The organism is Actinokineospora globicatena (genome assembly GCF_024171945.1).
In the GTDB taxonomy this organism is placed as follows: domain Bacteria; phylum Actinomycetota; class Actinomycetes; order Mycobacteriales; family Pseudonocardiaceae; genus Actinokineospora; species Actinokineospora globicatena.
Genome location: NZ_JAMTCR010000008.1, coordinates 116,367 through 141,327 on the forward strand (window position 1 = coordinate 116,367; position 24,961 = coordinate 141,327).

Sequence of the window (24,961 nt, forward strand, 5' to 3'; positions counted from 1 at the left end):
CCACATGTGGATCTCTGCGGGGGTCGTTTCAAGATCGACTGTCGGGGGGTGCCGGTAGACTGGCCCAGGGACGCCCCCCGGAGAGGGTGGGGGCCGGGCTGAGGTTGGCGGGGGGCGGCGGGGCCGTCAAGGGGGTTCGCTCGAAGGTGTGACGGGCGGGGGTTGGGGAACCCGGCGCTGGGCTGCGGAGTTGGGCGGATGCTTGGCTTTGCGATGGCCGAGGACTCAGGTCGAGGGCAAGTTCGGCGAGAGGGTCGTGCCCGCCAAGAACGCCGCGCTGGCGTAGACGCCTAGTGGGACTGGGGTGCGGTGGGGGAGTGGAGCGACGGGTGCGCATCCACCGATCGGTTGATGGGGGTGGGCGAGTGGTGGACAGCGGGGCTCGGTCGTTCTGTCGATTCGGGGTGGGGGCGCGGGCAGCACGCTAGTGGCATGGCATTGACGGAAGGTCCTGTCCAAGTGCGCGAGTTGGCGCCGGATCTCGCGCGTGGGGTGATGCTCGCGCTGATCGCGGTGGCCAACTCGGTGGTGTACCTCTACGGCCGTCCGTACGGGGCGCGGCAGCACATCGTGGAGGAGGGGGTGTTTGATCGGCTGGTCAGCGTGGTCGATGTGGCCGTGGTCGACGGGCGGGCGTATCCGATGTTCGCGGCGTTGTTCGCCTACGGGGTCGTGCGGGTGTTCCAGCGGCAGCGGGACGCGGGGGTGTCGGAGCGCGACGCGAAGCGGTTGCTGAGGCGGCGGAGCCGGTGGTTGATCGCGTTCGGGTTCGTGCACGTGGTGGTGCTGTTCCCGGGTGACGTGCTCGGGCTCTACGGCGTGCTCGGCTTCGTGCTGGTCGCGTTGACCGGGGTGAAGGACCGCACGCTGCTCGTCGCGGCCGGGCTGTGGTCGGTGCTGGTCGCACTGGTGCAGGGGACGGCGTACATGATGCCGTCCGATGGCACCCGGTCGTTCTTCTTCTCCTTCGAGACCACCGATGCGTTCGAGGCGATGGCGTTGCGACCCGTCGAATGGTTGATGACACCGTTCGGGATGCTCGGTGTCGGTTGCGCCGCGTTGGTCGGGACGTGGGCCGCTCGGCGGGGGGTGATCAGCGATCCGGCGCGGCACCGCGTGTTGCTGTCGCGGACGGCGACCATCGGCTTGACGCTGGCTCTGCTCGGCGGTTTGCCCGCGGGCCTTGCGGTAGGCGGGTTCTACACACCGACTGGTGCAACGATGTTGTGGGCCACGTCGGCGTTGCACGCGGTGACAGGCATTGCGGGCGGACTCGGCTACGAGGCGCTGATCGGGTTGGTCGCCGTGCGCATCGGTGATCGTCGTGGACCAGTGGTGCTGGCCATCACCGCGTGCGGCGAACGCTCGCTGAGCTGCTACCTCTTCCAGTCCGTCGTCTTCGTCGCGCTCCTCTCGCCGTACACCCTCGCGTTGGGCAAGACGGCGGGCACTGCCGAGGTCGCGATCATCGCGCTCGCAACGTGGCTCGCTTCCATCTTGCTTGCGGACCTGTTGCGACGGAACGGGAAGCGGGGGCCTGCCGAGGTGCTGCTCCGCCGTCTCACCTATGGCGGTCGAGCGGCGAAGATCGCGCGGTGAGGGCCGTGGACGAACAGCTGAAGCGCGAATACCGGTGGGACCAGGTCTGGGCCTTGGCGCCATTCGCCTTGCTGCTCTTAGCCTGTGCGGTGACTCTTGTGTTCGACCACCGCGAGTGGGGCTACCGCTTGGCCACGTTGCTCATCGCGGCCGTGCTCGCGGTGTGGCACTGGTGGTTCGTGGTCGCGCACCCGGCCTGGGTCGTGACCGGTCGGACGCCCCGGCCGTGGGCGATGACCGGGTACTTCCTCGGCGTGCTCGCCCTCACCGTCGTCCTGGTCCAGCGCGACGACGCGTTCCAACTGTTCGTCCCCGTCTGCTACCTGCTCGCGTTCGGGGTGCTGCCGGGTCGCTTCGCCTACCTCGGCGTGCTCGTCGTGAACATCCCGTGGCTGGTGGTGTCAGGCGCCGACCTGCGGTCGACGGTGCTCGACCTCGCCCTCGTGACGCCGATGGCCGCGCTGATCGGCGGGATGATCCGGGCGATGGAACGGGAAGCGGTCCGGCGCAGGGAGACCAACACCGCCCTCGTCGCCATGGCCGAGGAGAACGCCAGGTTGCACGACCTGGTGGTCGCGCGAGCGCGGGAAACCGGCGTCGCGCAGGAACGCGCCAGGATGGCCCGCGAGATCCACGACACCGTCGCGCAGGGCCTCACCGGTATCGTCACCCAACTGGAGGCGGTGGGGGAGTTGCCCGGACCGGCACGCCGCAGGGTCGACACGGCCCGGAAACTGGCCAGGACCAGCCTGGCGGAGGTCCGCCGGTCACTCGACGCGCTGCGCCCGGGGCCGTTGCGCGACGCGCGGCTCGGTGACGCGGTGCGGCAGACCGTGCTGGCATGGCGCGAACAATTCGCCATCCCCGCCACGTTCACCACGACCGGGACACCACGACCCGCGCACTCGGAGGTAGAGGTGACCCTGCTCCGCGCCGCCCAGGAAGCACTGTCCAATGTGGGGAGACACGCCCACGCCAGCAGGGTCGCCGTCACCCTGTCCTACATGGAGGACGTGATCGTGCTGGACGTCCGCGACGACGGGGCGGGTTTCGTGACGTCGACCGCGGGTGGGTTCGGCCTCGCGGCGCTGCGGGACCGGGTGCGGTCGCTGGCGGGGCTCGTCGACATCGAGTCGCGTCCCGGCGCGGGGACGGCGGTCAGCGTCAGCGTCCCGGTCATCGAGGTGGCGGGATGACCCGGCTGCGGCTCGTCGTGGTCGACGACCACCCCGTCGTCCGGGACGGACTGCACGGGATGCTGGGCACGCAATCGGACTTCGAGGTGGTCGGTGCCGCCGCGAGTGGTGCCGAGGCGATCGCGGTGGTGGCCGCGACCCGACCGGACGTGGTGCTCACCGACCTGCGCTTACCCGATCCGAGCGGTGGCACGCTGATCCGGTTGCTGCGCGAGCGCGTCCCGAGCGTCGCGGTCCTCGTGCTCACCACCCACGACACGGACTCCGATGTCCTGCCTGCAGTGGAAGCGGGTGCGACCGGCTACCTCCTCAAGGACGCGCCCAGGGAGGAACTGTTCCGTGCCGTGCGCGCGGCGGCCAAGGGCGACACGGTGCTCTCCCCGTCCGTCGCAGCCGTGCTGCTCAGCCGGGTCCGCCCGCGACAGACGGTGCGCGAACTCAGCGCCAGGGAGCTCGAGGTGCTCGGCATGGTCGCGCGCGGCAACACCAACCGGGAGACCGCCGCCGAGCTGTACGTCAGCGAGGCCACCGTGAAGACGCACCTGCTGCACATCTACGCGAAGCTGGAGGTCTCCGACCGCGCGTCCGCCGTCGCTGCCGCGTACCAGCGCCGGATCCTGGACTAGTCCTCTGCGGTGAGGTGCTCGCCGAGGATGGCGCGGTGCGTGTCGCTGGCGACCCGGTAGCGGGCCAGACCCTCGGCGGTGATGCGGACGAAGACGCCGCGCCGGTCGGCCTCGCACAGCGCGCGTTCGACCAACCCCGCACGCTCCAAGCGGGCCACGGTGCGGGAAAGCGCGCTCTGGCTGAGGTACATGGACGCGGCGAGGTCCAGCATGCGCAGCTCCTCGGCGTCGTGGGCGGCGAGCCGGTCCAGCGTCTCGAACTCGTTCATGCTCACGCCGTGCGACTCCTCGAGCTCGCGGTCGAGCCTGCACGCGATCTCGTGGTAGCGCGACGACATCGACCGCCACTGGTCGACGAACTCCGCTCCCCGCTCCATGGCGGGCACCCTACCACGCGCCAGCAATTTATGTCAAAGCATCTTACCCGATGGCATATTATGTTGGCGCATTAGATGCGACAGCATGTAGTTTTCGGACGTGTCCCTCATCGAAACGCCCACGGTCCCCGCCCCGACGCGGGCACCCGTCTGGTCCGGCAGGCTCTGGGGAGTGCTGGCCGTGCTGTGCGTCGTCCTCTTCCTCGACGGCATGGACGTCTCCATGGTCGGTGTCGCGCTGCCCTCGATCGGCGCGGAACTGGGCATGTCGGAGTCCTCGCTGCAGTGGCTGGTCAACGGCTACGTCCTCGGCTACGGCGGTCTGCTGCTGCTCGGCGGCCGCACCGCCGACCTGCTCGGCCGCCGCCGGGTGTTCCTCATCGCCCTGGCCGCCTTCGCGGTGGCCTCCTTCGTCGGCGGCCTGGTCGACGACGGCGTCCTGCTCGTGCTGACCCGCTTCATCAAGGGCCTCGCCGCCGCCTTCACCGCGCCGACCGCCATGTCCATCCTCACCACGACCTTCCCGGAAGGTCCCGCCCGCAACCGGGCGCTGTCGATCTTCACCGTGTTCGGGGCCAGCGGGTACTCGTCCGGCCTGATCCTGGGCGGCCTGCTCACCAGCGCGGGGTGGCGCTGGACGTTCCTCACGCCGGTGCCCGTCGCCTTGGCGGCGTTGGTGGTCGGCATCCGGCTCATCCCCAGGGACACCGCGCGTTCCGACGGCGGTCACGACATCTGGGGAGCCCTCACCCTCACCGGTGGCATGCTGCTGGCCGTCTACACCGTGGTCACCGCACCGGAACGCGGCTGGCTGTCGCCGATCACGCTGGCGTCCGTCGTCGTGGTCGTGGCGCTGCTGACCGCGTTCGTGCTGATCGAGAACCGGATCGCGCACCCGTTGATCCGGTTGGGGATCCTGCGGATCGGCACCGTGGTGCGGGCCAACCTCAGCGTGGTCGCGCTGATGGGCTCCTACGTCAGCTTCCAGTTCATCATGACCATCTACCTGCAGAACGTCCTCGGCTGGGCGCCGCTGACGATGGCGCTCGCGTTGCTGCCTGCGGGGATCGTCGTCGTCATCGGCTCACCGCTGGTCGGCAAGCTCATCGACCGCTACGGCACCGAGCGGCTGATCCTCGCCTCGATGGTGTCGCTGAGCCTGGGGTACGTGTGGTTCCTCGTCGCGGCGGGCACCACACCGGACTACCCGCTGGCCATCCTGCCCACGATGCTCTTACTCGGCGGCGGGTTCGGGTTCGGCTTCAGCGCGATCATGGCCCAGGGCACCGACGGCATCGACGACGCCGAACAGGGCTTGGCGGCCGGGTTGCTGCAGACCTCGGGGCAGGTCGGCTCCGCGCTCATCCTGGCCGTGGTCACGGCCGTGATCGCGGGCTCGACCGCCACCGACCTCGGCGCCTTCCGGCCCGGCCTCAACCTGGTCACCGGCGTCGCCGTCGCGGGACTGCTGCTGAACCTCGTCCCGTTGGCCCGCCGCGCGTCCCGACCCCGCGCTCCGCTGCCCAGCTGACCGCAACCGCACCCACACCCCGCACCCGCAGAGGAGGATCCATGTTTGATCACTATCGCGCCTGACCCGCGGCCACGCGTCCGGCATGCTGTCCGACGCTCCGTCCGGGTGGTGTCCGCGATCTGCTGCCGAAGCCCTGGCTGGTGCCCGGGTGCGGTCGAATCCGTGCTGGGTCGAGGGTGTGGATCCGGCGAAGACCGGCGGATGTCGGGGTGCTTGCCCCAGCGCGGTGGGGTCACCAGGACGAGTGATCTTCCTTGGAAGGTCATCTTGGGGGTGCCTACGGTGGGCGGGAAGTTCCCCGGAGTTCGGGGACTTCCCGCGTGGACAAGCAGGGTCGCACCTGACCGGAGGCACTCAGCGATGGCGAACCCGTTCAGCTCGATCCCGTCCGCGCCGGGGGCGGTGCCGCTGTTGGGGCACGCGCCGAGAATGGTGCGGGATCCGCTGGCGTTCCTGGAGTCGTTGTCGCAGCACGGTGATCTGGTCCGGGTGCGGTTGGGGCCGGTGCGGGCGGTGGTGGTGTGCGGCGTCGAACTGACCGACGACGTGTTGCGCGACGACCACGTCTTCGACAAGGGCGGGCCGTTCTGGGACCGGGTCAGGGAGTTCGCCGGGGACGGGCTGTCGTCGTGTCCGCACCACCTGCACCGGCGGCAGCGGCGGTTGGTGCAGCCCGCGTTCCACGCCAGCAGGTTGCCCGACTACGCCGTGGTGATGGCGCGGGAGGCGACGGCGGCGGCGGCGGACTGGGGTGACGGTGAGGTGCTCGACGTGTTGCCGCGGATGTTGGTCATCACCTCGCGCATCGTGGCGGCGACCATGTTCTCCGACGCGTTGACCGACGACGAGGTGGGCCAGGTACTCGACGACACGGCGGTGCTGCTGACGGGGCTGTACCGGCGGATGATGACGCCGCCGATCCTCGACAGCCTGCCGACGCCGGGGAACCGGGCCTACCGCAGGGCGACGGTGCGGTTGCGGGAGACGCTGCACCAGCTCGTCGTCGACCGGCGCTTGGGCGGGGGTGACCACGGGGACCTGCTGTCGGCGCTGGTCGCCGCGCAGGACCCGCAGACCAGGGGGCGGTCGACCGACACCGAGCTGACCGACCAGCTGATCACGTTCTTCATCGCCGGGTCCGAGACGGCCGCCAGCTGCCTGGCGTGGAGCCTGCACCTGCTCGCCACCCGGCCGGACCTGCAGGAGCGGGTGCGCGCCGAGGCCCCCGCGATCCTCGCCGCGGGCGTCGCGGCCGGGCCGGAGACGACCACCGGCAAGCTCATCACCGAGTCGCTGCGCAAGTGGCCGCCGGTCTGGTTGTTCACCCGCACCACCACGATGGACACCCAGCTCGGCGACTACGAGATCCCGGCCGACACGGCGGTGGTCCTCAGTCCGCACCTGGTCCACCACCGCCCCGACCGCTACCCCGAGCCGGACCGCTTCGACCTCGACCGCTGGACGTCGGCGCCCACGCCCCGCACCCCGTACCTGCCGTTCAGCAACGGCCCCCGCAAGTGCGTCGGCAATCACTACGCCCTCACCGAGATCACCCTCGTCCTCGCCGCCATCACCAGCCGCTGGCACGTCGAAGCCTTGTCCGACAACGAGGTCCGCCCCACCATCGCCGCCACCCTGCGTCCCCGCGACCTCCGCCTCCGCGTCACCGCGCGCTCCACCGCCGCCGAACTCCCCGCCCAGCGCCAACCCAGCACCCCCGCTCCCGCCGAACCCGGGCGCCACTAGCCCCCGGACCGAACTTAGGTCGAGCATCGCCCAACCCGGCTCGGGAGCCGATCTCGGCGATCAGCCACGCCCTCGCGGGTCGACCCAGCGGTGTTCAGGTGAAACAGCGGTGTCCCAGTGGGGGGAGGGCTAGAGGAGGGCGGTGGCCTCGGTGAGGGTGTGGCGGAGGATGCGTTCGATCTCGTCGAACTCCGCCTGGCCCGCGATGAGGGGTGGGGCGACCTGGACGACGGGATCGCCGCGGTCGTCGGGGCGGCAGTAGAGGCCGTTGTCGAAGAGGGCCTTGGGCAGGAACCCGCGGATGAGGGTTTCGCGTTCCGCGGCGGTGAGGGTTTCCTTGGTGGTCTTGTCCTTGACCAGTTCCACGGCCCAGAAGTAGCCGTCGCCGCGGACGTCGCCGACGATGGGGAGGTCGAGGAGCTTGCGCATGGTGGCGCCGAAGGCGGACTCGTTGGCCAGCACGCGTTCGTTGAGCCGCTCGGACTCGAAGATGTCCAGGTTGGCCAGGGCGACGGCGGCGGCGACGGGGTGGCCGCCGAAGGTGTAGCCGTGCGGGAACACCGTCTTGTCGCGCAGGAACGGCTCGACCACCCGGTCGGTCGTGATCATGGCGCCGATCGGCGCGTAGCCGGAGCTCATGCCCTTGGCGCAGGTCACGATGTCGGGCTGGTAGCCGAACTTGGCGCAGGCGAAGGTGCTGCCGTGCCTGCCGAACGCGCAGATCACCTCGTCGGAGACCAGCAGCACGTCGTGCTTGTCGCAGATCTCGCGGACCCGCTGGAAGTAGCCGGGTGGGGGAGTGAAGCAGCCACCGGAGTTCTGCACCGGTTCCAGCACCACCGCGGCGACGGTGTCCGGGCCCTCGAACAGGATCGCTTCCTCGATCCGGTCCGCCGCCCACCGCCCGAACGCGACGGGGTCGTCCGCGTGCTCGGTCGCCCGGTAGATGTTGGTGTTGGGCACCCGGAACCCGCCCGGCGTCAGCGGTTCGAACTGCTGCTTCATCGCGGGCAGTCCGGTGATCGCCAACGCGCCCTGCGGGGTGCCGTGGTAGGCGATCGCGCGGCTGATGACCTTGTGCTTGAGCGGGCGGCCGGTCAGCTTGAAGTACTGCTTGGCGACCTTCCACGCGCTCTCCACCGCCTCGCCGCCGCCGGTGGTGAAGAAGACCCGGTTCAGGTCACCCGGTGCGGCGGCCGCGAGCCGTTCGGCCAGCTCGATCACCGGCGGCGTCGCGTACCCCCACACCGGGAAGTACGCCAGTTCCGCCGCCTGCGCCGCCATCACCGACGCCAGTTCCCGGCGCCCGTGCCCGACCTGCACGACGAACAGCCCGGACAACCCGTCCAGCACCCGCCGTCCCCGGTCGTCCCAGATGTGGGTGCCCTCGCCCCGGGTGATCACCGGGGTGCGGTCGGCGGCGAGCCGGGTGAAGTGCGGCCACAGGTTCCCCCAGCCCGCGGTGGCGGAGCCGGTCGACGCGGGGTCGCGCTCGGTGAGGGTCATGTCCGGTGCTCCTCGTGGGTCAGTCGTTGCGGGGGAAGCCGAGGTCGACGCCGCGGTGGCCGTCGTCGGGCCAGCGGGAGGTCACGACCTTGCCCCTGGTGAAGAAGTGCACGCCGTCGGTGCCGTGGGCGTGGGTGTCGCCGAACAGCGAGTCCTTCCAGCCGCCGAAGGAGTAGTACGCGACGGGGACCGGGATCGGCACGTTGACGCCGACCATGCCGACCTCCACCTCGTTCGCGAACCGCCGCGCGGCCCCGCCGTCGTTGGTGAAGATCGCGGTCCCGTTGCCGTAAGGGTTGCCGTTGACCAAAGACAGCGCTTCGGCGTAGGTCTCCACGCGCACGACAGACAGCACGGGACCGAAGATCTCGTCGGTGTAGACCGACATCGCCTGCGTCACGTGGTCGAGCAGCGTCGGCCCGAGGAAGAAGCCGGACCCGTCCGCGTCCGGCTGCACGTCGCGGCCGTCGACGACCACCCGCGCCCCGGCCTCGGCCCCCGCCGCCACGTAGCCCGCCACCTTGTCCCGGTGCTCGGCGGTGATCAGCGGGCCCATGTCGCAGCCGCGCCTGCCGTCACCGGTGCGCACCGCGCGGGCCCGGTCGGCGATCGCGTCGACCAGCGGATCGGCGATGGCCCCGACGGCGACCACGACGCTGATCGCCATGCACCGCTCGCCCGCCGAGCCGAACCCCGCGTTGATCGCCGCGTCCGCCGTCAGGTCCACGTCCGCGTCGGGCAGCACGACCATGTGGTTCTTCGCCCCGCCCAGCGCCTGCACCCGCTTGCCCGCCGCGCTCGCCCGCTGGTGGACGTACCGGGCCACGGGGGTCGACCCGACGAACGACACGGCCTTGATGTCCGGGTGGTCCAGCAGCCCGTCGACGGCCTCCTTGTCGCCGTGCAGGACCGTGAACACCCCGTCCGGTAGTCCTGCCCGCTGCCACAACCTGGCCAGCAGCAACGCCGCCGACGGGTCCTTCTCGCTCGGCTTGAGCACCACCGTGTTGCCCGCCGCGATCGCGATCGGCACGAACCACAGCGGCACCATCACCGGGAAGTTGAACGGGCTGATCACCGCGACCGGCCCGAGCGGCTGCCGGGTGCCGTGCACGTCGACCCCGGTCGAGGCGTTCTCGGTGTGGCCGCCCTTGAGCAGGTGCCCGATGCCGCAGGCGAACTCCACGACCTCCAGCCCGCGCGCCACCTCGCCCCGCGCGTCGGACACGACCTTGCCGTGCTCGGCGGTGATGATCTCGGCCAGCTCGTCGGCCGCCGAGTCGAGCAGCTCGCGGAAGGCGAACAGGACCCTGGTCCGGCGGGAGATCGGGGTGTCGCGCCACCCGGGGAACGCCGCCGCACCTGCCGCGACCGCCCGGTCCACCTCGGCCGCGCCCGCCAGCGCCACCCGCCGGGCGACCTCGCCGGTGGCCGGGTCGAACACCTCGGCCGTGCGGCCCGGGTCCCCGGTCACCTCGGCGCCGCCGATCCAGTGCCGCACGATGTCCATCCGCTCCCCTTCGCCGCTGGTGTCCCCAGCCTCGATCAGGTGGGGCGCCCCCGGCTAGTTACACAGTGCCGGTGATCAGCGGCGATACCCGACGATGTGTAAAACACCGTGCTAGCGTCGGCGCATGGACCCCACGGTGGCGGACGTGCTGGCCATCGCCAGCGTCCAAGCGGGTGACCCCCGGGTGCGCGCGGGCGAGCAGGCGCTGGGCGAGCCGGTGCGCTGGGTGCACGTCAGCGAGATCGCCAACGTCGCGGGCACCCTGCAGGGCGGGGAACTGCTGCTCTCCACCGGCATCGCCGCCGCCGACCCCGGCGTCGACCTGGTCGCCTACGTGACCGCCCTGCGCGACGCCGGGGCGCGGGGCCTGATCGTCGAGCTCGGCCCGCACCTGCCCGCGCTGCCCGAGCCGATGGTCCGCACCGCCCGCCGCCTGGGTTTCCCGCTGGTCGAGCTGCGCCGCACGGTCCGGTTCGTGGAGATCACCGAGGCGGTGCACGCCGGGATCGTCAACGCCCAGCACGAGCGGCTGCGGTTCACCCAGCAGGTCAACGAGGTGTTCACGACGCTGACCGTGGAGGGCGCGCGGGCCGAGGAGGTGCTCGCCCAGGCGGGCGCGCTCAGCGGGCACCCGGTCGTGCTGGAGGACCTCGCGCACCACGCGATCGCGTTCAGCGGCACCCGGGTGGGGGAGGTCCTGCGCGACTGGGAGTCCCGGTCCCGGCTGGCCGTCGCGGGCGGGGACACGGCTGTGGCCGGGCCGGAGCGGTGGCTGTGCACCCCGGTCGGACCGCGCCGGGGCCGCTGGGGTCGGCTGGTCGTGCCGCTCGCCGTCGCCGATCTCGACCGGGTGACCGGTGTGCTGGAACGGGCCGCCGCGACCCTCGCCATCACCCGGATGCTGCACGGCGGCAAGGACATCGCCCTGGACGCGCACGGCGGCATGCTGCGCGACCTGCTGACCGGCCAGATCACCGACGAGCACGCCGTGGGCGCGCGGTTGCGGGCGATCGGGCTGCGGGTCGGCCGCGCCTACGCCGTGCTCGTCCTCGCAATCGGCACACCCGGGGCGCCCTCCGCCGACGCCGACCACGCCGCGCTCGACGCCGCCGCCGCGACCGCGCGGACCCAGGGGAGGGCCGCGCTGACCGGCGTCACCGCGCCCGGCCGGGTCGCGATCGTGTTCTCCTGCCCCGCCGAGACCGACGAACCCGCCGCCGTCCGCTCGTTCCTCGCCGCTTTGTCCACCCAGCCGCGCCTGCCCGCCGGGCTGGTCGTCGCCGCCGCGACCCCGGCCACCCGGTTCTCCGGCCTGTCCGCCGCGCTGGAGGAGGCGACGCACATCGCCGACGCCGTGGCCGCCGACCAGGGCCGGGTCGGTGCCCGCGAGGTCTACCGCACCCGCGACCTGGGCGCGCGGGGCCTGCTGTGGTCGCTGCGCGCCGACCCCCGGCTGCACCAGTTCGCCGAGCTGCAACTGCACCCGCTGCTCAGCCGCCCGGCCGAGCAGGACCTCCTGGAGCTGCTGCGCTCCTACCTCGCCGCCAACGGCAACGTCGCCGTGCTCGCCCGTGCCCTGCACCTGAGCAGGCCCGCCGTCTACGCCCGGCTCAAGCGCCTCTCCGACGTCCTCGGCCGCGACATCGCCGATGCCGAGACCCGGGTGTCGCTGCACCTGGCGGTCATCGCCCACGACCAGGCCTGACCGCGCACACCAGCTCGGCGCCGTCTCCACCGCGCCGGAGGAGATCGACGGTGACGAGCCCACCGCCACCGGCCGGATCTGACACTGTGTAGCTCGACCGGCGACACGCTTTACGGTTCGTCACTTGCCGCCCGACCGTCCACGATCGACAGTGCACCGCATGACCCAACCCGAGGTGGCGCGGCCCGGTACGACCGGGGACGCGAGCGGCAAGCCCCGGCTCTCCGGTCGCCTCGGCGTCGGGAGCATCGTCTTCATGGTCATCGCGGCGGCGGCCCCGCTGACCGTCATCGGCGGCAACGTGCCGCTGGCCATCGGGTCCGGCAACGGCGCGGGCGCGCCGGTCGGGTTCGTGATCGCGGCCCTGGTGCTGCTGGTGTTCTCCATCGGCTTCGTGACCATGACCCCGCACGTCAAGGACGCCGGGGCGTTCTACTCCTACGTCACCAAGGGCCTCGGCGGGCGCCTGGGCATGGGCACCGCGTCCGTCGCGCTGGTGGCCTACACCGCCATCCAGGTCGGCATGTACGGCTACTTCGGCTGGGCGATCGGCGACCTGGTCACGCACTACGGCGGTCCCGCGATCCCGTGGTGGGTCTTCGCCCTCGGCGGTGTGGTCGTCGTCGGCCTGCTCGGCTACCGGCACATCGAGCTGAGCTCCAAGGTGCTCGGCGTGGCCCTGGTCCTGGAGATCGCCATCGTCGTCGCCCTGGACGCCGCGATCTTCGCCAAGGGCGGCGCGGACGGCATCACCGGCACGTCGTTCACCCCGGACGCCATCGGCTCCGGTCCGCTGGGCATCGCGGTCCTGTTCGCGCTCACCGGGTTCATCGGGTTCGAGGCCACCGCGGTGTTCCGCGACGAGGCCCGCGACCCCGAGCGCACCATCCCGCGCGCCACGTACCTGGCCGTCGGGATCATCGGCGTGTTCTACGCGCTGTCGTGCTGGGCGATCATCGAGGGCGTCGGCGCGTCGCAGGCGAACGCGGTCGCGACCACCGCGCTCAGCAACGGCGGCAACATGTTGCTCGACTCGGCGGGCACCTACCTCGGCACGGTGCTGCGCGACATCATGCAGGTCCTGTTGTGCACCAGTGTGTTCGCGTGCGTCCTGTCGTTCCACAACGTCATCGCCCGCTACCAGTTCGCGTTGGCGGCGCAGGGGTCGTTCCCGGCCGCGCTCGGTCGCGTCCACCCGGTCCAGGGCTCGCCCGCCGCGTCCTCGTTGGCGCAGAGCACGACCGCGCTCGTCTTCGTCGTCGTGTTCGCCCTCGTCGGCCTGGACCCGCTCGTCGGGGTCTTCGGGTCGATGGCGGGCGTGTCGACGGTGGGCATGGTGCTGCTCATGTTGCTGACCTCCGTCGCCGTGTTCGCCTTCTTCCAGCGGGATCCGCAAGCCCGTCGCGGCCGGGTGATGACCACCGTCGTCGCGCCGATCGCCGCTGTCGTCGGGTTGGTCGCGAGCCTGTGGTTGGTCATCTCCAACTTCACCCTCGTCACCGGCGGCAGCGTCGGCGTGAGCGTGTTCCTCGCGCTCATCCCTGTTGTGGCGCTGGTGGCAGGGGTTCTCATCGGGGCTAGTCGCGCAGGGCGGTCAGGGTCCACACCAGCAGCAGCCCGCTGATCACCGCGACCACCACGTTGGCGCCGGTCCAGCCGAGCGAGCGGAAGATCTCGGCGGAGACCAGCGACGCCAGCACGGTGATCCCTCCCGCCGCCGCCTCGATCGCGCCCTGCACCCGGCCGCCGCGCCCGGGCGGGTAGCTGCGGATCGTGTACTGGCTGCCCGAGACGTAGAGCAGGTTCCACGCCACACCGACCAGGCAGAGGCCCACCGTGTACCCGGTGACGGAATCGTCGAGCGCGCTGGTGATCCCGCCCGCGGCCAGTGTCGCCGCGCCGAGCGCCGCGCACCGCGCCGCGCCCCAGCGGGTGACGAGCCTGCCGCTGACCAGTGCGGGCGCGAACATGCCGACCATGTGCCACTGGATGATCAGCGCGCCGTCACCCGCGGTGTGGTCGTGGTGCGCGCCCGCGATCGGGCCCATGGTCATCAGCAGCGTCATCAGGCCCGACGCCGCGCCGAGCAGCACCATCGCGGTGCGGAACGTCGTCGCGCCGCTCGCTTCCCGGATGCCGATCGGCGCTTTCCACTGCGGCTCACCGGCTTCACCGCCGGGGTGGGCGCGGACGAACAGCACCAGCACGACCACGGCGAACGCCAGCACCGCCACGAGCAGGTACGACCCCGCGTACTGGGTCCCGAACAGGCCACCGCTCCAGGTCGCCGCCCACGGCCCCACCAATGCCGCGGCGACACCGCCGAGCAGTACCGTGCTCAACGCCCTCGTCCGCCCGCCCTCAGGCGCTCGATCGGCTGCCAGGTAACGGAAGTAGCCACCGGTCGCCTTGTACAGGCCGACACAGGCCGTCCCGACGCAGAGCAGGGGGAACGAGTGCGCGATCACCGCCCACATCGACACCAGGCCGCCGGCGGTGGCCGCGAGCGCGCCCGCGATGAGGATCGCGCGGTGCCCGTGCCTGGCCGACAGCGTGCCCGCGAAGTACGACGCGACCACCGCGACCGCCGCCATTACAGTGAAGGGAACGGTGGCCAGCGCGGTGGACGGGGCCAAGTGCAGGCCGACCAGCGCGGTGAGCGTGAGGTCGACGGCGAGACCGCCGTAGTAGAGGAACTGGCAGAAGGTCAACACCGCCAGTTCCGGTGTCAACACCTGCCTCGGTGGTGTGCTGGCTGTGCTCATCGCGTGACACTGATCAGCACTCGTGCGACCCCCCAGGCCCAAAGCCACCAAACACCGCACGGTAGCAGGCCGGGCCCGCGGTGGGACCCGGCCGACCGGCTAGCCCGCTGTGGTCTCCGCCTCCTCCGGCCCGCGCAGTTCCCACCGGCCGCGCCTGTGCAGCACCAGCGCGTAGTAGAGCGCCGCCGCGACGCCGATACCGACGGTGATCGCCAGACTGGGCCGTCCGATGACCGGGTCGAGCGCGTTCTGCCAGATGACGTAAGCCAGTGCGGCCAACGCGACCACCGGCGCGACCGGGAACCACGGCATCCGGTACGCCGCGTGCGCGGTGGCCCCGGTGCGTCGCCCGTTGATCACCGCGAGGCACAGTGCCGCGTACACCGCGACGATGGAGGTCGCGGTCACCACGAGCAGGAAGTCCTTGTCGGCGAAGCACAACGCGGTGGCGAACGCGCCGGTGGCCAGCGTGGCGATCCACGGCGTCCCGGCCTTGGGGTGGATCGCGGCCAGGCCCCGGCTGATCGTGCCGGGCCACGCCGCGTCCCGGCCGGTGCTGAACACCATCCGCGCGGTGATGAGGATGATCGCCAGCACCGCGTTGAGGATGGCCAGCGCGATCGCCAGGCTGATGACCGTGTTCACCGTCGAGCCCGCCTTGGCCGTGACGAAGTAGCTCATCATGTTGTCCGCGGCGAACAACTCCGGCAGCGAGGGCGCGCCGAGCAGCACGGCGGTGACCGGCACCAGCTCGGCGACCACGGTGATCCCCAGCGCCCACAGGATGGCCTTGGCGATGCCGCGGTGGGCGTTGGTGGTCTCCTCGCCGAAGTACACCGCCGAGCCGTAGCCGTTGTAGGAGAAGATGGCCACCGCCGCGGCCGCCGTCACCAACCCCGCCGCCGCCGGGCCGACCACGCCGTCCACAGCCGCGACCGGGGCGCTGATCAGCTCACCGAGCGGGCGCGCCGGGTCGAACAGGCCGAGCGCGCTCACCACGACCAGCGCCACCATCTCGATGGCCAGGAAGACGCCGGTGATCCAGGCGTTGAGCTTGATGTCGAACACCGCGAGCACCGTCGCGCCCGCCGTGGTCACCGCGGCCACCACCGGATCGGGCAGGCCGGGGATCAGGACCTCCAGGTAGGTGCCGACGCCGAGGGCGATCACCGCGATGATCAGCAGCTGGGTGACCAGCAGCAGGCCGAGGGTGACGAACCCGGGCAACCGGCCAAGGGTGCGGGCCACGATGGCGTACTCGCCGCCGCTCAACGGGTACGCCGAGGCGAGCTCCGCGTAGACGAACGCCATGAACACCCCGACGACGGCGGCGATCACGAAGCTCCAGAACGCGCCGCTGCCCGCCTGGGCCACGACTCCCGGCGCGATGATGAACACCGAGGACGCGGGCGAGATCGCCGAGAGCGTGATGAGCAGGGTGCCGAGCACCTTCAGCCCCCGGCGCAGCGCCGGGGTCGGCGGTGGGGAGTTCGGTGTGGACGGTGGGAGTGGGGACGACGGCGACGGATCCGGCATGGCGGTCTCCTCGGACGCGGTTCTTTGACTGGTCATCAAAGAACTCGGCGAGCCGCGCGTCAATACCAGGATTCGAAACGGTATGACCACAGACGGAGACTCTTGCGTTCTTTGACGGGCGGTTGAACAATGGCGGCCATGCCGAGACCAAGCCGAGCGCACCACCGGCGCGGCGAGCTGATCGCCGCCGCCCGTCAGGCCGTCCTGGACCGGGGCGTGCTCGACCTGCGGCTGCGCGACGTCGCCGACCTGGCGTCGATGTCCACCGGTTCGGTCCTGTACTACTTCCCCTCCCTGGCCGACCTGCTCTTCGAGGTCCAGCGCGAGGCGGTCGAGCGGTTCTGCGTCGACCGCGAGGAGGCGGCCAGACAGGAGGGCGACCCGCGCGGCAAGCTGGTCCGGACCATCCGGGCGGGCCTGCCCACCGGCCAGGACGACGAGTTGTGCGTACTGCTCTACGAACTCGGCGCCCACGCCCGCCGCGACCCCGCGTACGCCGCGCAGCACATCCGGCTGTGCGAGCGCCAGGTCGCCCTCTACACCGCGGTCCTGGAGGCCGGGGCCGCGACCGGCGCGTTCGACCTGACCCGGGACGCCACGACGATCGCCCGGGGGCTGGTCGCCCTGGAGGACGGCTTCGGGCTGCACCTCACCCAGGCCGTGCCCACGTTCACCGTCGCCCAGGCCGAGGCGGTCCTGCTCGCCTTCGCCACCGACGCCACCCGCTGCGAACTGGAGCCCTGACATGCGTGCCCGTGACCTCGGACTGCGGCTGACCGGCGACACCGGCCCGCACAACGCGATCACCGACGTCCCCGGCGTCGAGGTCGGCTACACCACGCTGGTGTCGGGCGACGCCGTGCGCACCGGGGTGACCGCGATCCTGCCCCGCGCACGGGAAGACGTGCACCTGCCGTGCGCGGCGGGCCGGTTCTCGTTGAACGGCAACGGGGAGATGACCGGCTCGGCGCTCATCGACGAGATCGGCTCGGTGCGGCTCCCGGTGCTCATCACCAACACCCACGCCATCGGACCGTGCCACCGCGGCGTCATCGACTGGGTCGCGCGGGAGAAGCCCGCCGTCGCCGAGCAGTGGCTGCTGCCGGTGGTCGCCGAGACCTGGGACGGGTACCTCAACGACATCAACGGCCCGCACATCCAACCCGCGCACGCCGTCGCGGCTATCGACGCGGCCGCAGGGGGTCCGGTCGCGGAGGGCTCGGTCGGCGGCGGCACCGGGATGAACTGCTACGCCTTCAAGGGCGGCAGCGGCACCTCGTCGCGGACTGTCCACTATGGATCTGATGCCTACACCGTCGGCGCGTTCGTCCAGGCGAACTTCGGCTCCCGCAAGGAACTCACCGTGTGCGGCGTCCCGGTAGGCGCCGACCTCGCCGACGACAACCCCATGGAGGACGGCGACTGGATGGTGCCCCCTGGCGCCGGCTCCGTCATCGTCGTCATCGCCACCGACGCCCCCATGCTCCCCGGCCAATGCACCGCCCTGGCCCGCCGCGTCCCCCTCGGCCTGGCTCGCACCGGCACCACCGGCTCCCACTTCTCCGGCGACCTCTTCCTCGCTTTCTCAACCGGCAACGTCCTCACCCCCTCCGCATTCCCCACCGGCGACCCCGGCTACGACACCCTCCGCCACATCCCCTGGAACCGCATGGACGACTTCTTCACCGCCGTCGTCCACGCGGTGGAGGAAGCGGTCCTGAACGCGCTGGTAGCGGGCAAAACCATGACCGGCCGCCTGGGCCGCCGCTCACCCGCCCTCCCGATCGACCGACTGCAAGACCTGGTCCTCAACAGGTCGTGACGTAGTCGACAGCTCTGCCGCTCCATGGACGGATCATGGCTGATGCGCCCCGGCCTCAGCCGCCGATAATCCGTTCGGCCCAACAGGAGCGGTCAGATCCAGGACAGTTCGGGTGGGGTACTCGTCCGACCGGGGGATCTTGGCCAGAATCGGGGGAGAACCGGGACGAGGTCGCCACGGAGACGGTGACGGAACTGCCTCTCCGGGGAGGGTTCGATGATCGACGACCTGCTGGGTGCGCTGCACGCGGGTGACGCCGAGGCGCGGCGCCTGTTGTTCCTCCGGTCGCGCGGGGCGTTGCGGCCGTACTTCCGGTCGAAGCTGCCCAACGCCGATGATGTCGACGACTGCGTCAGCGAGGTCGTCACCCGGGCGCTGGAGGGCATCCAGCGCGGGGCGCGGCCTGACGACCTGGGCGCCTGGGTCGGCGGGATCGCGCGCAACGTCCTGAAGGAACGGTACGTGGCGGCGACCAAGGCCAGGGCGCTGGTGAGCGGTGACGTCCTCGCCGACCTGCCACAGGCGCCGGTGCTCGACCTCGACCGGGTGCCGGACAGCCCCGGTGAACTCGAGCACCTGCTGGGCAAGCGGCAACTCTCGGCCGCGGTCGACGACGCCATCGCCGTGCTGCCCGACGGACTCGCCCGGGTCATGCGCGAACACGTGCGGCTCAGCCGTGCCGCACACCAGTTGGTGGTCGGGACGGAACTGGCCGCGGCGCTGGAGATGCCGGTCGCGGACCTCAACCGCCAGCTCGGGCGGGCGCGGGAACGCACCGAGGAGATGATCGTCGCCGTGGTGCTGGCGCGGGGGAGTCGGGACCGCTGCCCGGGACTGGCCGCGATCGTCGGTGAGCAGCCTGCGCTCGACTCGGTGCGTGCGCGGGCCGTCACCAAGCACGCCAACGGGTGTCAGGTGTGCGGCAAGCGCGCGAGCGAGGTCGACGCGTACAGCAAGTGGGCTCTGGGGCCGGGTTTGTTCGGGCTCGCGGAGGATGACGAGGAGCGGCGGCGGGCGCTGGTCGCGCTGTTCGGGCGGGCGGGGGCATCCGCGGAGGCCGTTCCGTTGGGCGCTGTCCCGCTGGGTGCTGTCCCGTTGAGCGCTGTGCCGTTGGGGGTGGTGGACCGGGTGCGCGTGGCGGTCACCGCGCGGGTGGCGAGCATGCCCCGGGCGGTGACCGAGCTGGCGGTGCAGAACCCGGACGCGTTCCGGCGCGTGGTCGCCGCTGTGGTCGCGGGGGTTGTGCTGGTCGCGGCGGCGATCGTCGCTTCGGTGGTCGGGGGTGACCAGCGGACTGAGGCGGCACCTGGCGGGCCACCGGCGTCGTCCGCTCCCGTGGTGCCGCCGGGATCATCCGTCGGTGCGGAGCCTGTGGTTGACCCTGTATCGTCCAGTGCGTCGCCGGTGCCGGAATCATTTGGGGCCAAGACTTCCTCGGTTGAGCCGTCTGTGGCCGAGTCGCGCGTTTCCGGGTCTTCTGTGCCGGGAACACCGACTGGGGGTGTGATTCCTGCGGTGGTGACGCCGTCGCTGGCCGACTCCTCGGCGGGGCCCGCTCCGATCACGTCTCCGCCGGTGGTACCTCGGTCCTCACGATGGGGGTATGTGCTGGTCAACGAGCAGTCCACTGTGTACTCGGATCCGCGAGTCGAGCAACCGGTGACGACCGAGAGCGCGTGGGGCGGCTGGGTTGACGCCGGCGTGCGCAAGCCGACCTTGGTGCACGACGGGCCGGGGCTGTACCGGTTGCGGTTACCCGAGTTGGCGTCCGCTCGGGGTGTGGCGCAGGTGTCGGTGAACTTCAGGACCGTCTACGCCGGTGCCAACGCCCGGTCCTGCGGTGTGGTCGACAGCCATCCCGAGCTGGCCGACCAGTTCGTCACCGTGAGCTGCCACGACCTCGCTGGCACGCCCAAGGACGCGCCGTTCGGAGTGCTGTTCGTGGAGCCCGCGGTCGGTGGGGCGCCCATGGTGGCGGTGCGACACAATGGACAGTCTGCTGTGGATACTTGGGACTCTACTGGTGGGCGTCCGTCAGTGGCGCGCGTTGGCGTCGGCCGGTACGAGGTTTCGCTTGCTCCGGCGTTCAGCGGCCGTGGCTATCTCCAGGTCACCCCGTACGGCGGCGGGCCGGTTCGGTGCCAGAACGAGGAAGTCCGGGCGGGGCTGCTGTCGGTGGCGTGCTGGACCACCGGCGGGCGTCCGGTGGATTCCGGCTGGCACCTCACCTACGTGGAACGCGGGCCGCTGACGCACTCCGACACCCCTGGCGCATACGCCCAGATGACACCCGGGCTCACTGTCGACCCGGACCGCTCGTTCAACAGCGCCAACGGGTACATGACCGCGGAACGGGTGTCGACCGGCCTCTACCGGGTCGGCTTCCGGGGCGTCGGCAAGCGCGGCGACATCCTGCTGGCGACCGCGATCGGCTCGGCACTGGGGCACTGCCTCGGCCAGTACCTGGTCTCGTACCAGCAGGCGGGGGACACCTGGGCGACCGTGGCCTGCGTCGACGCGGACGGGAAGCCGGTGGACCGCCGGTTCGGGGTCGCGGTGATCCGGCCGCCTGGTCCACTCGTCGGCGAGCGCGGGCCGGTGGTGCCCGGCCCGGCGGTGCCCAAGTGGGGGTACGCCCGGGTGACCGCGCACGACACCCCGCTGGGCGTGGAGACGACGTTGGACGGGCAGTGGGCGTGGACGACTTGGTCGCGCGGCATCCCGCTGCTCGACGCGCTGTGGGTCCGAAAGCCGACCGTGGTGCACCAGGGCCTCGGCCGGTACCGGGTTCGGTTACCCGGGATCGGATCGTCGGGACTAGCTCACATCACGCCGTTCCCCGGACCTGACGACATGTGCTCCATTGTGGACAACCGGCCGGAGGGCGAGGACGAACTCATTGACGTGGCGTGCTTCGGCCCTAGCGGCCTCGCGAAAGACCAGTGGTTCACCGTCTTCTTCGGCGAGCGCGTATCCCCATCGGCCGTGATGGTGCGCTCCACTGCCCCGGAGGTCGTCCGCGTCGACACCGGCCGCTACGAGATCCCGGTTTCCACCACCGGCAACGGCCACCCCCAACTCAGCACCGTTGGCCCGATCCCCGCCCGTTGCCGCGTCTCCTCCCTGACCCCCAACCGCATCCGCGTCGACTGCACCACCCCCACAGGCGCCCCCACCGACACCCCCTGGCACCTGACCTACGTAGAAGGCGTTGGCCTACACCAAGACCCGACCACTCCCGCCGCCTACGCCACAGTGGACAACAACACCCTCGTCCACACTTACACCAACGGCGCCCCACCAACCCTGACCCGCCGCTCCCCAGGCCGCTACACCCTCACCTACCCCGACCTCGGCCCCCGCCCCGTCTACCCCGCCGACATAGTCCAGATCACCACCCTCGGCCCCCACCCCCACCACTGCGCCATTCCAGCCTGGAACTCCTACGGCTCCGCCCCCCAGGTGACGATCCAGATCTCCTGCAGCACCCCAACCGGAACCCCCACCGACGCCCCCTTCAGCCTCACCTACCTCCGCCGAGCGCCCTGACCTGCCACTACTGGTCGGAAGCGGTGCCCCAGTGCATCGCGTCCGACGCGCACTACTGGCGTCGGACGCCCGCGTTTGGGCGAAGGCCGGAGCGTTCGGTGCTAGATGCCGCCTTGACCTGGACGGGGTGTGGGGCGCTCAGGCGGTGACACCCGCGCTCAGGCGACGGTGGCGCCGTAGACGTGGTCGACGGTCATGGTCATGAGGACTCGGTGGTCGGTGACCATGGTGGTGCGGTAGTCGGGCCAGTCGGGGTGTTCGCCCGCGGCGCGGCGGTAGTAGGCGACCAGGGCGTCCACCTCGGGGCTGTCGGGGGTGGTGCCGGGGCCGGTGAGGGTGGCGATGCCCTCGGCGGTGGCCCAGGACCAGCCGTCGGCGCTGGTGACCTCGAGGGTGGCTCGGGGGTCGCGGCGCAGGTTGGCGGTCTTGGCGCGGCCCTCCGTGATCGAGACGAGGATGACGCCGCGCTCGCGGTCGTAGAACGGCATCACCGGGGACAGCTGCGGGCGGCCGTCGGCCTTGATGGTCGCGAGGACGCCCAGCCTGCTCCCGGCCAGCAGCGCGTGCGGGTCGAACGTGGTGTCTGCCATGCCAGCACCAAGGCGGCCGCGCGCCGTCCTATTCCCGCGTGTGCGGCCGGGTGGGGTGCGCTGGTGGTGATCAACAAGGCATGCTGCTGGGATGGTCCCCGCCGCGCGCGACGACGCGCTGCCCCCGCCCGAGGTCGGTGACGTGCTGCTCGACCGGTACCGGATCACCGGGCTCATCGGGTTCGGCGGGATGGCGCACGTGTTCCGCGCCGCAGACCTGCGGCTGGGCCGGGCCGTCGCGGTCAAGGTGTTCCGGCCGGACTCCGACCTGGCCGAGGACCGGCGCTTCGAGTTGGAGGCGCGGATCCTGACCCGCCTCGAGCACCCCGCGCTGGTGCCGATCCTGGACACCGGCACCCACGGCCCGCACCCGTTCCTGGTCCTGCGGCTCATCGAGGGCAGCACGCTGGGCCGGGCGATCGCGCGCGGCCCGATGCCGGTCGACCGGGTCCGGCGGCTCGGTACCCGCCTCGCCGGGGCGCTGGCCTACGTGCACGACAACGGCGTGGTCCACCGCGACGTGAAACCGTCCAACATCCTGCTCGACCGCGGGGGAGCGGCGGTGCTGGCCGACTTCGGGCTGGCCAGGTTGATCGGCGCCACCCGGTTGACCAGCAGCAGCCGGATGACCGGCACCGCGGCCTACCTCTCGCCGGAGCAGGTCACCGGTGCCGACGTCGGCTTCCCGGCGGACGTCTACGCGCTCGGCTTGGTGCTGCTGGAGTGCCTGACCGGCAAGCGCGAGTACCAGGGCCGCGACGTGGAAGCCGCCGTCGCCCGGCTGCACCGCGCCCCGGACGTCCCCCGTGACCTCCCGGACGACCTGGTGCGCCTGCTGATGCTGATGACGTCGCTGGCCCCGCACCGCCGCCCCACCGCGCACCGCTGCGCCGAGCTGCTCGCGACCGAGGCCCCGCCGCTGACCGCGATCGTCCCCCGTCGGACCCGCCCGTGCCGGGTGTTCGGATCCGCCACGGTGGCCCTGCTGTCGGCGGGAGTCCTGACCTGGGCGGTGTCGCACTCGGACACGACCAAGCCTGCCGCCGACGTGCCAGTGCCCACGACGACGAAGTCGGCACCCGCGCCGACCAACGCCGTGCCCTCGACAACGGAGGTGACCACTGAGGACACCGCGAGGACGGTGGTCGACCAGCCGCGGGTCGTGCGAGCCACCACCGCCACCACCCCTGCCGCGACGGGTCCCACTGGTCCTGCCGCGACCGCCGCCAAGCCCCCGCCCGATGCCGCGAAGCCCAAGGACAAGGTCAAACCGGTCAAGCCGCCGAGGCCCGAACCCTGACGTTTGCCCCTCGCCCCGGCCGGGTACCGCACACGTGTTCGACCCGAGAGGAGAGCCCGTGACCGACCCCGAGGTGGACCGGACCCCGGAGAAGGACCCCGCCGACTGGACCACCGGCGACGAGCCGATGACCGGCCCCCAGGAGTCCTACCTGCACACCCTCGCCCAGGAGGCGGGCGTCGAGGTCCCCGCGGACCTGACCAAGGCGGACGCCTCCCGCCTCATCGACGACCTCCAACAACGCACCGGCCGAGGCGTCTGACCCCCGGGATCAGTCGAGTGCGGTCGCGGACAGCTGGTCCAGGCCCGCCAGCACCTCGCGGGCGGCCTTGGTCGCCCGCGAGAGCTGGTCGGTGACCTCGGTCAGCACCTGCGACTGCTGCTCGACGGCGCTGGCGATCTCCAGCTGGGTGTCGCGGACGGTGTCGATCACCGAGATCGTGGTGTCGAAGCTGCGGGTGACCTCGCCGGTCTCGGCGACGATGGTGTTGATGACCGCCTCGACCCGGCCGACCGAGGACGACGTGGCGTTGGCCAGGGCGCGGACCTCGCTGGCGACCACGCCGAAGCCCTTGCCCATCTCGCCCGCCCTGGCCGCCTCGATGGCGGCGTTGAGCGAGAGCAGGTTGGTCTGCTCGGCGAGGTCGGCGATCATGCCGTTGACGGTGGCGATCTCGCCGACCGAGCGCTCCAGGCGGGTGACCTGGTCGGCGGACTGGCGGGCGGTGCTCTGGCTCTGACCCGCGGTGCCCGCGGCGTCGACCGCCCGGCGGGCGATCTGCTGGATGGCGGTGGACAGCGTCGCCAGCTCCGCGTCGACGACGGCGACCGCGTCGATGGCCGCACGGGCCCCGGCGCCGATCGCGGCGGCGTCGGCGGCCAGCTGGGCGCCGCGCTCGGCCAGGCGGGCCGCGCGCTCCCGTTCGCTCTCGGCGGCGGCGGTCTTGGCGGCCTGCTCGACGGCCTGCTCCTGCTCCCGTTCCCGCTGGACGCGGGCGGCGGCTTCCTCGGCGTCGCGCTCGGCCTGCTCGGAGAAGTGCCAGAAGCACAGGATGCCGACGGACTCCAGCAGCGCGAGCCCGGCGTGCACGCCCACCATCACCAGCGCCTCGCCCGCCGACATCGACATGGCCATGCCCGCGTGGTCGGTGTGCGACATCCCGAACACCATCTCCGGCGCGACCAGGCCCAGCACGCCGTGGTGCAGGACGATCACGATGACGGCCCACACCAGCGGACCCCACTGCTGGTAGAGCGCGACGAACGCCAGGATCGCGTACAGGTGGATGTGCGCGGCCATCTGCCCGCCGGACAGCTCGATCGCGACGAACGTGCTGCTCAGCAGGCCGAGGCTGGTCAGGTTCGCCTTGCGCCGCGGCACCCCGCTGATCGCGGCGGCCACCGCGAACAGGGCGACCCCCAGCGGCAGCACCCACGACTCCCACAGCGGCCGCGGGCCGAGCAGGCCCAGGATCGCCAGGGCGGGCACGTGCAGCCACAGCAGCACGGTCAGGATGCGGTGGCGCGCCGCCCACGATTCCGGGGTCAGCCGTGCGCCGCGCGGTAGGCGCAGAGTAGAGGTCACGACGCACCCCATCGG

Annotated in this window: 19 protein-coding genes; 12 read left to right on the forward strand and 7 right to left on the reverse strand. The window is 71.5% G+C overall.

Translation table 11 applies throughout. From position 1 onward, the window contains the following. Positions 1-432 precede the first annotated feature (432 nt). The 3 genes from LV79_RS32745 to LV79_RS32755 are packed head-to-tail and all read left to right on the forward strand — an operon-like array spanning position 433 to position 3,421. A complete protein-coding gene (locus tag LV79_RS32745) occupies positions 433-1,599 on the forward strand; it encodes a DUF418 domain-containing protein (protein WP_253842195.1) in 1,167 nt (388 codons plus the stop codon). Positions 1,600-1,604: 5 nt separating this feature from the next. Beyond that, entirely contained in the window at positions 1,605-2,795 is a 1,191-nt protein-coding gene (locus LV79_RS34740; protein ID WP_253842196.1) for a sensor histidine kinase, read from the forward strand. Further along, positions 2,792-3,421, forward strand: coding sequence for a response regulator transcription factor (locus LV79_RS32755; protein ID WP_253842197.1), 630 nt, complete (start codon positions 2,792-2,794; stop codon positions 3,419-3,421). Before LV79_RS34740 ends, LV79_RS32755 begins: the two co-directional genes overlap by 4 nt. On the opposite strand, the gene LV79_RS32760 is transcribed toward LV79_RS32755, so the two are convergent. Further along, complete coding sequence (locus LV79_RS32760; protein ID WP_253842198.1) at positions 3,418-3,798, reverse strand: MarR family winged helix-turn-helix transcriptional regulator; 381 nt, start codon at positions 3,796-3,798, stop codon at positions 3,418-3,420. The two genes, LV79_RS32755 and LV79_RS32760, sit on opposite strands and share 4 nt — an antisense overlap. Before the next feature lie 172 nt (positions 3,799-3,970). Here LV79_RS32760 and LV79_RS32765 point away from each other — a divergent pair, with 172 nt between their 5' ends. Beyond that, complete coding sequence (locus LV79_RS32765) at positions 3,971-5,329, forward strand: MFS transporter (protein WP_285470705.1); 1,359 nt, start codon at positions 3,971-3,973, stop codon at positions 5,327-5,329. Positions 5,330-5,692: 363 nt separating this feature from the next. Next, positions 5,693-7,078 carry a cytochrome P450 gene (locus tag LV79_RS32770; RefSeq protein WP_253842199.1) on the forward strand — a complete coding sequence of 462 codons (1,386 nt, stop codon included), beginning with the start codon at positions 5,693-5,695 and terminating at the stop codon, positions 7,076-7,078. Positions 7,079-7,207: 129 nt separating this feature from the next. Here LV79_RS32770 and LV79_RS32775 read toward each other — a convergent pair whose 3' ends face one another. Together LV79_RS32775 and LV79_RS32780 are read right to left on the reverse strand one after the other, a co-directional pair. Beyond that, on the reverse strand, positions 7,208-8,584 hold the full coding sequence (locus LV79_RS32775; RefSeq protein ID WP_253842200.1) for an aspartate aminotransferase family protein: 1,377 nt from the start codon (positions 8,582-8,584) through the stop codon (positions 7,208-7,210). Positions 8,585-8,603: 19 nt separating this feature from the next. Further along, positions 8,604-10,094 (reverse strand): CoA-acylating methylmalonate-semialdehyde dehydrogenase, encoded by a 1,491-nt coding sequence (locus LV79_RS32780; protein ID WP_253842201.1) that lies wholly within the window; start codon positions 10,092-10,094, stop codon positions 8,604-8,606. Between the two features lie 124 nt (positions 10,095-10,218). On the opposite strand from LV79_RS32780, the gene LV79_RS32785 reads away from it, so the two are divergent. Together LV79_RS32785 and LV79_RS32790 are read left to right on the forward strand one after the other, a co-directional pair. Then, the gene (locus tag LV79_RS32785; protein WP_253842202.1) at positions 10,219-11,799 is read left to right on the forward strand and encodes a PucR family transcriptional regulator; all 1,581 of its coding nucleotides are present in this window, start codon (positions 10,219-10,221) and stop codon (positions 11,797-11,799) included. Between the two features lie 160 nt (positions 11,800-11,959). Then, positions 11,960-13,423 (forward strand): APC family permease, encoded by a 1,464-nt coding sequence (locus LV79_RS32790; protein ID WP_253842203.1) that lies wholly within the window; start codon positions 11,960-11,962, stop codon positions 13,421-13,423. Here LV79_RS32790 and LV79_RS32795 read toward each other — a convergent pair. After that, positions 13,377-14,564, reverse strand: a complete 1,188-nt coding sequence (locus LV79_RS32795; protein WP_253842204.1) for an MFS transporter — start codon at positions 14,562-14,564, stop codon at positions 13,377-13,379. The two genes, LV79_RS32790 and LV79_RS32795, sit on opposite strands and share 47 nt — an antisense overlap. 99 nt (positions 14,565-14,663) lie before the next feature. After that, the gene (locus tag LV79_RS32800; protein ID WP_253842205.1) at positions 14,664-16,100 is read right to left on the reverse strand and encodes an APC family permease; all 1,437 of its coding nucleotides are present in this window, start codon (positions 16,098-16,100) and stop codon (positions 14,664-14,666) included. A gap of 138 nt (positions 16,101-16,238) precedes the next feature. Between LV79_RS32800 and LV79_RS32805 the strand changes: the two genes are divergently transcribed. The 3 genes from LV79_RS32805 to LV79_RS32815 all read left to right on the forward strand — a co-directional run bounded on the left by LV79_RS32805 (position 16,239) and on the right by LV79_RS32815 (position 21,471). Next, the gene (locus tag LV79_RS32805; RefSeq protein WP_253842206.1) at positions 16,239-16,844 is read left to right on the forward strand and encodes a TetR/AcrR family transcriptional regulator; all 606 of its coding nucleotides are present in this window, start codon (positions 16,239-16,241) and stop codon (positions 16,842-16,844) included. 1 nt (position 16,845) lies between these two features. Next, positions 16,846-17,922, forward strand: a complete 1,077-nt coding sequence (locus LV79_RS32810; RefSeq protein WP_253842207.1) for a DmpA family aminopeptidase — start codon at positions 16,846-16,848, stop codon at positions 17,920-17,922. Positions 17,923-18,138: 216 nt separating this feature from the next. Next, positions 18,139-21,471, forward strand: coding sequence for an RNA polymerase sigma factor (locus LV79_RS32815; RefSeq protein WP_253842208.1), 3,333 nt, complete (start codon positions 18,139-18,141; stop codon positions 21,469-21,471). Positions 21,472-21,629: 158 nt separating this feature from the next. On the opposite strand, the gene LV79_RS32820 is transcribed toward LV79_RS32815, so the two are convergent. Continuing rightward, positions 21,630-22,061 carry a PPOX class F420-dependent oxidoreductase gene (locus tag LV79_RS32820; RefSeq protein ID WP_253842209.1) on the reverse strand — a complete coding sequence of 144 codons (432 nt, stop codon included), beginning with the start codon at positions 22,059-22,061 and terminating at the stop codon, positions 21,630-21,632. Between the two features lie 91 nt (positions 22,062-22,152). Here LV79_RS32820 and LV79_RS32825 point away from each other — a divergent pair, with 91 nt between their 5' ends. Together LV79_RS32825 and LV79_RS32830 are read left to right on the forward strand one after the other, a co-directional pair. Continuing rightward, positions 22,153-23,361 carry a serine/threonine-protein kinase gene (locus tag LV79_RS32825; RefSeq protein WP_253842210.1) on the forward strand — a complete coding sequence of 403 codons (1,209 nt, stop codon included), beginning with the start codon at positions 22,153-22,155 and terminating at the stop codon, positions 23,359-23,361. Between the two features lie 58 nt (positions 23,362-23,419). Beyond that, on the forward strand, positions 23,420-23,623 hold the full coding sequence (locus LV79_RS32830) for a DUF3072 domain-containing protein (protein ID WP_253842211.1): 204 nt from the start codon (positions 23,420-23,422) through the stop codon (positions 23,621-23,623). A 9-nt stretch (positions 23,624-23,632) separates the two neighbouring features. Here the strand turns inward: LV79_RS32830 and LV79_RS34745 are convergent, their stop codons facing one another. Continuing rightward, positions 23,633-24,946, reverse strand: a complete 1,314-nt coding sequence (locus tag LV79_RS34745) for a methyl-accepting chemotaxis protein (RefSeq protein ID WP_253842212.1) — start codon at positions 24,944-24,946, stop codon at positions 23,633-23,635. Positions 24,947-24,961 lie beyond the last annotated feature (15 nt).